The 8,434-nt window shown below is 72.1% G+C and carries 7 protein-coding genes and 1 pseudogene; 5 read left to right on the top strand and 3 right to left on the bottom strand.

Annotation, left to right across the window (positions count from 1 at the left end):
• Window positions 1–191 precede the first annotated feature (191 nt).
• Entirely contained in the window at window positions 192–1,724 is a 1,533-nt protein-coding gene (locus VIM26_RS20545; protein WP_331954713.1) for an amino acid permease, read from the top strand.
• Between the two features lie 77 nt (window positions 1,725–1,801).
• Window positions 1,802–3,151, top strand: a complete 1,350-nt coding sequence (locus VIM26_RS20540; RefSeq protein WP_331954711.1) for a M20/M25/M40 family metallo-hydrolase — start codon at window positions 1,802–1,804, stop codon at window positions 3,149–3,151.
• 186 nt (window positions 3,152–3,337) lie between these two features.
• Here the strand turns inward: VIM26_RS20540 and VIM26_RS20535 are convergent.
• Window positions 3,338–3,568, bottom strand: a pseudogene (locus VIM26_RS20535) (DUF5703 family protein); the annotation flags it as partial.
• Between the two features lie 101 nt (window positions 3,569–3,669).
• Here VIM26_RS20535 and VIM26_RS20530 point away from each other — a divergent pair.
• On the top strand, window positions 3,670–4,002 hold the full coding sequence (locus VIM26_RS20530) for a primosomal protein (RefSeq protein WP_331954709.1): 333 nt from the start codon (window positions 3,670–3,672) through the stop codon (window positions 4,000–4,002).
• 64 nt (window positions 4,003–4,066) lie between these two features.
• Here the strand turns inward: VIM26_RS20530 and VIM26_RS20525 are convergent, their stop codons facing one another.
• Entirely contained in the window at window positions 4,067–5,029 is a 963-nt protein-coding gene (locus VIM26_RS20525) for an aldo/keto reductase (RefSeq protein WP_331954707.1), read from the bottom strand.
• A gap of 67 nt (window positions 5,030–5,096) precedes the next feature.
• On the opposite strand from VIM26_RS20525, the gene VIM26_RS20520 reads away from it, so the two are divergent.
• Window positions 5,097–5,987, top strand: coding sequence for an undecaprenyl-diphosphate phosphatase (locus VIM26_RS20520; protein WP_331954705.1), 891 nt, complete (start codon window positions 5,097–5,099; stop codon window positions 5,985–5,987).
• A 7-nt stretch (window positions 5,988–5,994) separates the two neighbouring features.
• On the opposite strand, the gene VIM26_RS20515 is transcribed toward VIM26_RS20520, so the two are convergent.
• Window positions 5,995–7,011, bottom strand: a complete 1,017-nt coding sequence (locus tag VIM26_RS20515) for a CorA family divalent cation transporter (RefSeq protein ID WP_331954703.1) — start codon at window positions 7,009–7,011, stop codon at window positions 5,995–5,997.
• Between the two features lie 51 nt (window positions 7,012–7,062).
• On the opposite strand from VIM26_RS20515, the gene mshC reads away from it, so the two are divergent.
• Window positions 7,063–8,349: a cysteine--1-D-myo-inosityl 2-amino-2-deoxy-alpha-D-glucopyranoside ligase gene (mshC, locus tag VIM26_RS20510; RefSeq protein ID WP_331954701.1), complete on the top strand. Its 1,287-nt coding sequence runs from the start codon at window positions 7,063–7,065 to the stop codon at window positions 8,347–8,349.
• Window positions 8,350–8,434 lie beyond the last annotated feature (85 nt).

The following is an 8,434-nucleotide window of genomic DNA, read 5'->3' as shown; positions in this document are numbered from 1 at the left end:
TCCGAGCGTTGACGTCCTATAGGACGTCAACGCTCGGACGTTACGGGGGAGCGTTAAGACGTTACGCGGGGGCTTCGGACGTTACGCGGGTCACTTCCAGTGGGTGGACGCCCGCCGCACCCGAGGTGCGTCGGGCGTATTTTTGCACGAGTGTGGCGAGCCCGTCGCGCAAGCGAACGGGGAGTTGCTCTATGTCCATGGGTAAGTGGCGCGTCAAGTCTGTCGAACGTTCGATCCAGGAGACTGACGAACCGGGCCACAAGCTCAAGAAGAATCTCAAGACCCGGGACCTGATCGTGTTCGGCGTCGGCGTCATCATCGGCACCGGGATCTTCGTGCTCACGGGCAAGCAGGCCGCCCTCAACGCGGGGCCCGCCGTCGTCCTGTCGTTCCTGATCGCGGGCATCACGTGCGCGTTCGCGGCCCTGTGTTACGCCGAGCTCGCCTCGTCCGTTCCGGTCGCCGGCAGCGCGTACACGTTCGCCTACGCGACCCTCGGAGAGGTCGTCGCGTGGATCATCGGCTGGGACCTCCTGCTCGAGCTCATGCTCGGCGCGGCGGTGGTCGCGCACGGCTGGTCCGCCTACCTGCAGTCCCTGCTCGGCCTGCCGACCTGGTTCGCCGGGGACACCGCGCGGCCGGACTTCGCCGCGATCGCCATCGTGCTGGTGCTCTCGCTGCTGCTGGTGCGCGGCTCCAAGGAGGCCAGCTGGTTCACCGGCGTGCTCGTCGCGGTCAAGATCGCCGTCGTGCTGCTCGTGATCGTCGTCGGGGCGATGCATATCACCGTCGCGAACTACACCCCGTTCATCCCGCCGAGCCAGCCCGCACAGGGCGAGGCGCTCGGGATCATGCACCAGCCGATCGTGCAGGCGTTCCTGGGCCTGGAGCCCACGAGCTTCGGGATCTTCGGCGTCGTCGCCGCGAGCTCGGTCGTGTTCTTCGCCTTCATCGGCTTCGACATCGTCGCCACGACCGCCGAGGAGTCCGCGAACCCGCAGCGGGACATGCCGCGGGCGATCCTCGGCTCGCTCGCGATCTGCACCGTGCTCTACATGGCGGTCGCCGCCGTGCTCACCGGCATGGTGCCGTTCGCGCAGCTCAACACGGGCGCGCCGCTCGCGGAGGCCTTCGACGCCCTCGGGATCACCTGGGCGGCGCGCATCATCGCCCTCGGCGCGGTCGCCGGGATCACGACCGTGATCCTCGTGCTGCTGCTGGGCCAGTCGCGCGTGCTGTTCGCGATGGCCCGTGACCACCTGCTGCCGCCCTCGCTGGCCACGATCCACCCCAAGTTCGGGACGCCGGTGCGCATCAACGTCCTGGTCGCGGTGGCCGTGGCGACCCTGGCCGGCCTGGTGCCCCTGTCGAGCCTGGCCGAGCTGGTGAGCCTCGGCACGCTCCTCGCGTTCGTGGTGGTCTGCATCGGCGTGCTCGTGCTGCGCAAGACCCGTCCCGACCTGCCGCGCGCGTTCCGGACCCCCGGGGTGCCGGTCGTGCCCGTCCTGGGCGTGCTCGCCTGCCTGTGGCTGATGATCAACCTGCCCATGGAGACCTGGCTGCTCTTCCTCGTGTGGATGGTGGTCGGACTGGTGATCTACCTGGCCTACGGGCGCGGGCACAGCCGCCTCGCCGCCGGCGGGGACCAGGCGATCGAGCCCGTGCCCGATCCCATCGCCGACCCGGCGCCCGACGCCGCCCCCGAGCCCGCCGGGGCTCGCTAGGCGCAGCACGACGGCGGGGGCGAGGGGCGGACGACGGCGGGGTCTCTCGCCGGCGTGGGTCTCAGATACCGTGACCCATGCCCGCCGACCCCCGCCCCACCGCCGCTGTGCCGACCCCGACCCCGACCGCGCAGGACGAGGTCGTCGGCATCTGCCGTGACCTGCTGCGGATCGACTCGTCGAACTACGGGGACGGTTCCGGACCGGGGGAGCGGGCGGCCGCGGAGTACGTGATGGCCTCGCTCGCCGAGGTCGGGCTCAGCCCGGAGTACTACGAGTCGCGGCCCGGACGGGCGAACGTCGTCGTGCGGCTGCCCGGCGAGGACCGCTCCCGGGACGCTCTCGTGTTGCACGGGCACCTGGACGTCGTGCCGGCCCAGGCGGCCGACTGGCAGGTCGACCCGTTCGGGGGCGAGGAGCGCGACGGCCTGCTCTGGGGGCGCGGCGCGGTCGACATGAAGGACATGGACGCGATGATCCTCGCGGTCGTGCGGCAGATGACCCGCGAGGGGCGCCGGCCCGCGCGCGACGTCGTCGTGGCCATGTTCGCCGACGAGGAGGCCGGCGGGGTGTTCGGGGCGCGCTGGTCCGTCGACCACCGCCCGGAGCTGTTCGAGGGGGCGACGGAGGCGATCAGTGAGGTCGGCGGGTTCTCCGTGACGATCGACGGCCGGCGCGCGTACCTGCTGCAGACCGCCGAGAAGGGGCTCGCCTGGTTGCGGCTCGTCGCGGACGGGCGGGCCGGGCACGGCAGCCAGGTGAACCCCGACAACGCGGTCACCCACCTTGCGGCCGCCGTCGCGCGGATCGGGCAGCACCAGTGGCCGCTCGCGCTGACCCCGACCGTGCGCAAGCTGCTCGGTGGCGTCGCGGACCTGACCGGCACCCGGTTCGACCCGGAGGACCCCGCTGTGATCGACTCCCTGGTCGCGGCGCTCGGCCCGGCCGCGCGGTTCGTCGGCGCGACGATCCGGAACACCGCCAACCCGACGCAGTTCGGCGCCGGCTACAAGGCGAACGTGATCCCCGGCCAGGCCACCGCGACCGTCGACGTGCGGTTCGTGCCCGGGCACGAGCAGACGGCGCTCGCGACCCTCGCCGAGCTCGCGGGAGAGCACGTGCGCTTCGAGGACATCCACCGCGACATCTCGCTCGAGGTGCCGTTCGAGGGCGACCTGGTCGACGCGATGGTCGCCTCGCTCCAGGCGGAGGACCCGGGAGCGGCGGTGCTGCCGTACACGCTGTCCGGCGGCACGGACAACAAGTCCCTCGCCCGGCTCGGCATTATCGGTTACGGCTTCGCGCCGCTCCAGCTGCCGCCCGACCTGGACTTCTCGGGCATGTTCCACGGCATCGACGAGCGCGTCCCGACCGAGTCGCTGAAGTTCGGCACGCGCGTGCTGGACCGGCTGCTCGGCACCTGCTGAGCGACCTCCCGCAACGTCCGAGCGTTGACGTAACGTCCGAGCGTTGACGTCCTATAGGACGTCAACACTCGGACGTTACGAGGAGTGGGAGCGTGCCGCTCAGTCGAACCCGTCGTCGTCGTGCCCGGGGTCGCTCATGCCGAGTCCGTCACTCATGCCGAGTCCGTAGACGTCTGCGGTGTAGTCGAGGGTGCTGCGCACCCGGATCGCCTTGCGACGCAGCCAGACCTTGCGTTCGCCGCCGGCGAACAGGCGGGTCCGGGCCAGCTCCCAGCGGCCGTACTCGGCATGCTCGGTGAGCATTCGGCGCGCGTCGCCGCGGCTCGTGCTCGGCGGCAGCCGCAGCACCCGGTACTCGTACTCACCGCCCTGAGCAGCCCAACCACCCCGCCGGTGCCCCCCGAGGGCCTTGTTCATGAGCGCTCCGTCCTGTGCCGCCCGGCGCTGCGGACCCGACCACTTTCGCCGACCTTGATCACCGCTGCCATTGTGCACGTTGCGGCGCTACCGTTCAGGTTATGACCGTCGATCCGCGCGCCGCCCTGGACCGCCTCGTTGCCGCACTCGAGGCTCACTATCACGCGATCTCCGCGCGTCGGGGTGAGGAGGACCCGGTCGTCGACGACGCCTACGACGTCCTCGCCGACGCCTTCGAGGTGTATGACGAGGCGTTGAGCGCCGTGTACGGCGAGAGCACCCCGTTCGACCTCGCCGACGACGAGGACGACGACGAGGACGACGACGTCGTCGACCTCGACGACGAGGACCGGGTGCCCGACGAGGCGTTCGACGACGAGTACGACGACGTCGTGACCGACGACGCCCGATCCCAGGGCGCCCGGCAGCAGTAGCCGGGCGGCCCCTCGAACCTTCGGTCCGGCCGTCGTCCCGCCGGGCGGCGGAGCGACGGCGGGCTCAGCGCCGCTCGGGGTACCCCACCTCGGGCGCGCTCACCTCGTCGAGCGCGTGCACGATCTCCGGCGGCAGCTCGAGGTCGTCGGCCGCGAGCGAGCCACGCAGCTGCGCGGCGGTGCGCGCACCCACGATGGCGGAGGTCACCTGGCGCCGGACCTTCAACCAGGCGAGCGAGACCTCGAGCGGTGAGCGTCCGAGTCCTTGGGCCGCGGTGGCCACGGCCTCGACGATCGAGAGCGCTTCCGTGCCGAGGTACGGCTCGACGAACCCGGCGAGGTGCGGGGAGGCGGCCCGCGAGTCGGCGGGGATCGTGCGGCGGTACTTCCCGGTGAGCACGCCACGGCCGAGCGGGGACCAGGCGAGCACCCCGACGCCGAGGTCCGCCGCCGCGGGCAGCACCTCACGCTCGATCCCGCGCTGCAGGACGGAGTACTCGACCTCGACGGCCGCGAGGCCGACATCGTCGCTCAGCAGCGTCGCGGCGCGCGCCGTCTGCCAGCCCGGGTGGTTCGACAGGCCGACATAGCGGGCGCGCCCGCTCGTGACGGCGTAGCGCATGGCCGTGACCGTCTCCGCCAGCGGCGTGTGCGGGTCGGGGGTCTGGACGAGCCAGAGGTCGACGTGGTCGGTGCGCAATCGTCGCAGCGAGCCGTCGAGCGAGTCCAGCAGCGCGCCGCGCGACGCGTCGACCACGCCGCCCGCGGCGGTCCGCCGCACTCCGCCCTTGGTGCAGAGCACCATCTCCTCGCGCGCGACGGTGCTGCCGAGCAGTGATCCGATGAGCTCCTCCGAGGCGCCGTCGGCGTACGACGCCGCCGTGTCCAGGAGCGTCCCGCCCGCGTCGACGAAGTCCCGAAGCTGCTCGGCAGCCTCGTGCTCGTCGGTGTCGCGGCTCCAGGTCATCGTGCCGAGCCCCAGGTGGGAGACCCGTAGGCCGGTCCGGCCGAGCTGCCGCTGTTCCATGGCGTGAACCTACCCGCCCGGCGCAGGTCGGGCGGGCCACCCGCTCGGGCGTCGGTATTCTGCGCCCATGCATTTCGAAGCGGCAACACCGTTGGGCGCCTGGGGCGCGATCTTCCTGGGGCTGGTCCAAGGGCTCACCGAGTTCCTTCCGGTGTCCTCCAGCGCCCACCTGCGCATCGTGGGCGAGCTCATGGGCTCGGGCGACCCGGGAGCGGCGTTCACCGCGATCACCCAGATCGGCACCGAGTCCGCGGTGCTGCTCTACTTCCGTCGGGACATCGCCCGGATCGCCGTCGCCTGGTGGCGCGCGGTCCGTGGTGAGCACGGCACCGACCGGGCCGCGCGCTTCGGGGCGCACGACCAGGACGCGGCGATGGGCTGGTACATCGGCCTCGGCAGCATCCCCGTCGTCGTGCTGGGCGTGACGTTCCAGAACTCGATCGAGGACACCTTCCGCAACCTCTACCTGATCGCGGGCACCCTGGTGGTGTTCGGGCTGATCCTCGGGTGGGCGGACCGCCGGGCCAAGCTCAAAAGGTCGCTCGGTGACCTCACGCCGCGGCACGCGGTGCTGTTCGGTCTCGCGCAGGCCCTCGCCCTCGTGCCGGGCGTCTCGCGCTCCGGCGGCACGATCACCGCGGGTCTGCTGATGGGCTACACCCGCGAGGCGGCCGCCCGGTACTCGTTCCTGCTGGCGATCCCGGCCGTGCTGGGATCCGGACTGTTCGAGCTCGCGAAGAGCGTGGGCGAGTTCGGCAAGGCCGGGACGCCGAGCCTGGGCGCGACGCTGATCGCCACGCTCGTCGCGTTCTTCGTCGGGTACATCGTGATCATCGCGTTCCTGAAGATCGTCTCGAACTACAGCTACCGACCGTTCGTGCTCTACCGCATCGGGCTCGCCGCCGTCGTCCTGCTGCTGCTCGTCACGGGCGTCCTGCACCCGCTCCCGGCCACCTGAGCGGGCTTCAGAGCCAGCCGGAGCGCTTGAACACGCGAAACAGGATCAGGCAGATCGTGCCCATCGCGGCGATCGCCAGCGGGTAGCCGAACGTCCAGGACAGCTCGGGCATGTGCTGGAAGTTCATGCCGTAGACGCCGGCAACCAGGGTCGGCACCGCGGCGATCGCGGCCCAGGCGGAGATCTTGCGCATGTCCTCGTTCTGCCGCAGGGAGACCCGCGAGAGCGTCGCCGCGAGCATGTCCCCGAGCAGGCGGTCGTGGCCCTCGAGGTGCCGGTCGAGCCGGTCCGTCGACCGCTCCAGGCGCTGCAGCCAGGGGCGCGCCTGGCCGTCGCGGTGCACGTCCTCCTCGTCGGCCACCAGCTCGAGCAGGTGGGCGCTGAACGGGACCAGCGCGCGCCGCGCCTCGGCGATCTCGCGCTTGAGGGTGTAGATCCGCTGGACCTGATCGGGCCCGTCGGGGGAGAACACGCCACGTTCGGCGTCCGCGACCGCCTCCCCGATGCCGACCTCTACGTCGCCGGCGGTGCGCACGAGCTCGAGGAGCAGGACGGCGAGCACCCGGCGGGCTCCCGGCACGAACGGAAGGTCGGGGGAGTTCAGCCGGTCGGCGGTGGCGTCCTGGATGCCGGCCTCGCCGCCCTCGGTGGTGAGGATCACGTCGTGGCTGAGCAGGATCGTGAGGATCCCGGTGTGCACGTCCTGGGTCTGCTCGAGGTAGCTCAGCGTCGGGCTCGCCAGGTACAGGCCGCCGTCGGGCAGGCGCTCGAGGTGGGGATGGCCGGTGAGCCCGCCGGGACCCCTGTGCCCGGCCCGGGCGACGTCCGCGTCGGCGATGCCGAGCCGTTCGGCGACGGCGGCGAAGTCGCCGGCCTCGGCGACCCGCACCCAGACCGGCTCCGCGGCACCGTTGTGGCGGCGGACGGCCGCGTCCTCGAGGCTCGCCTCGACCCAGGACCCGTCGTGCTCGATCCAGACCTGACCGGCGCCGGCGAGGCCGCTCTGGGCGGTGAGGTGGCTCACACCGTCATTGTGGCGCGCGGGACCCCGCGATGCGCCGGTTAGGCTTCGCCGGTGCTTACCTGGCCCTCCCCACAGATCCCTGCGCTCCCCGGGAGAGGCCTCCCGATCCGGGTGCGCGACACCTCGACCGGCGAGCTCGCCGTGGCCGCCCCCGGGCCGACCGCGTCCGTCTATGTCTGCGGCATCACGCCGTACGACGCGACGCACCTCGGCCACGCCGCGACCTACGTCGCGTTCGACCTGCTGGTCCGAGGCTGGCGCGACGCCGGGCTCGACGTCCGGTACGCGTCCAACGTGACCGACATCGACGACCCGCTGCTCGAGCGTGCGACCGCGACCGGCGTCGAGTGGCGGGACCTCGCCATCGAGCAGACGGCGCTCTTCACCGAGGACATGACGGCGCTCGGCGTCGTGCCGCCCGACGTGTTCAAGGGTGCCGTCGAGACGATCCCCGACGTCGTGCCCGCCGTCGCGCAGATGCTCGCCGCCGGCGCCGCGTACCGCGTGCCGCTCGAGCCGGGCGCAGGTGGCTCCGCGCCGGGGCTCGGTGACGTGTACGCGGACCTCTCGGCCGACCCGTCGTTCGGCGCGGTCGCCGGGCTGGAGCGCACTCAGATGCTCGCGCTGTTCGGCGAGCGCGGCGGGGACCCCGACCGGGCCGGCAAGCGCGACCCGCTCGACTCGCTGCTGTGGCGCCGCGAGCGGCCCGGGGAGCCGGCGTGGGACGGCGGGGTGCTCGGCACCGGGCGTCCCGGCTGGCACATCGAGTGTGCCGTGATCGCGCGTGACGGGCTCGGGCTGCCGTTCGACGTGCAGGGCGGCGGCGTCGACCTGCGCTTCCCGCACCACGAGATGAGCACCTCCCACGCCCGCATGCTCGACGGCGGGCTCGGCGCGCGGATCCACGTGCACGCCGGGATGGTGGGCCTGCACGGGGAGAAGATGAGCAAGTCGCTCGGAAACCTGGTGCTGATCTCGGTGCTCCGCGCGGGCGGCGAGGATCCGATGGCGATCCGGCTCGCGATCCTCGCGCACCACTACGCATCCGACTGGGAGTGGACCGACGCCGACCTCCCGGCGGCCCGCGCACGCCTGGACCGCTGGCGCAGCGCCGTGTCCGGCAACGGCGGGCCGGACGCGGCCGAGACCCTCGCCGCGATCCGGACGGCGATCGCGGACGACCTCGACGCCCCGGCAGCGCTCACCGCGGTGGACCGCTGGGCGGACCTCGCCCTGGCCGGTGCCCCCACCGGCTGGGACCTGCACGACGGCGATCTCGAGGGTGCCCCCGGCGTGATCTCCCGCGCCATCAACGCCCTCCTGGGCGTCCGCCTGTAGAGAATTCTGGTCAGCAGCTGGAGTGGTCGTCGAACCCGCTAACGTCCGAGCGTTGACGTCCTATAGGACGTCAACGCTCGGACGT

Source organism: Pengzhenrongella sp. (assembly GCF_036565025.1).
In the GTDB taxonomy this organism is placed as follows: Bacteria; Actinomycetota; Actinomycetes; order Actinomycetales; family Cellulomonadaceae; genus Pengzhenrongella.
This window is presented reverse-complemented; position numbering and strand designations above follow the sequence as displayed.

What these genes read in the sequence shown, in the direction of transcription:
- VIM26_RS20540 (WP_331954711.1), top strand. Translation starts at nt 1,802, where the DNA reads ATGCCCGCCGACCCCCGCCCCACCGCCGCTGTGCCGACCCCGACCCCG.
- VIM26_RS20530 (WP_331954709.1), top strand. Translation starts at nt 3,670, where the DNA reads ATGACCGTCGATCCGCGCGCCGCCCTGGACCGCCTCGTTGCCGCACTC.
- VIM26_RS20545 (WP_331954713.1), top strand. Translation starts at nt 192, where the DNA reads ATGTCCATGGGTAAGTGGCGCGTCAAGTCTGTCGAACGTTCGATCCAG.
- VIM26_RS20520 (WP_331954705.1), top strand. Translation starts at nt 5,097, where the DNA reads ATGCATTTCGAAGCGGCAACACCGTTGGGCGCCTGGGGCGCGATCTTC.
- VIM26_RS20525 (WP_331954707.1), bottom strand. Translation starts at nt 5,029, where the DNA reads ATGGAACAGCGGCAGCTCGGCCGGACCGGCCTACGGGTCTCCCACCTG.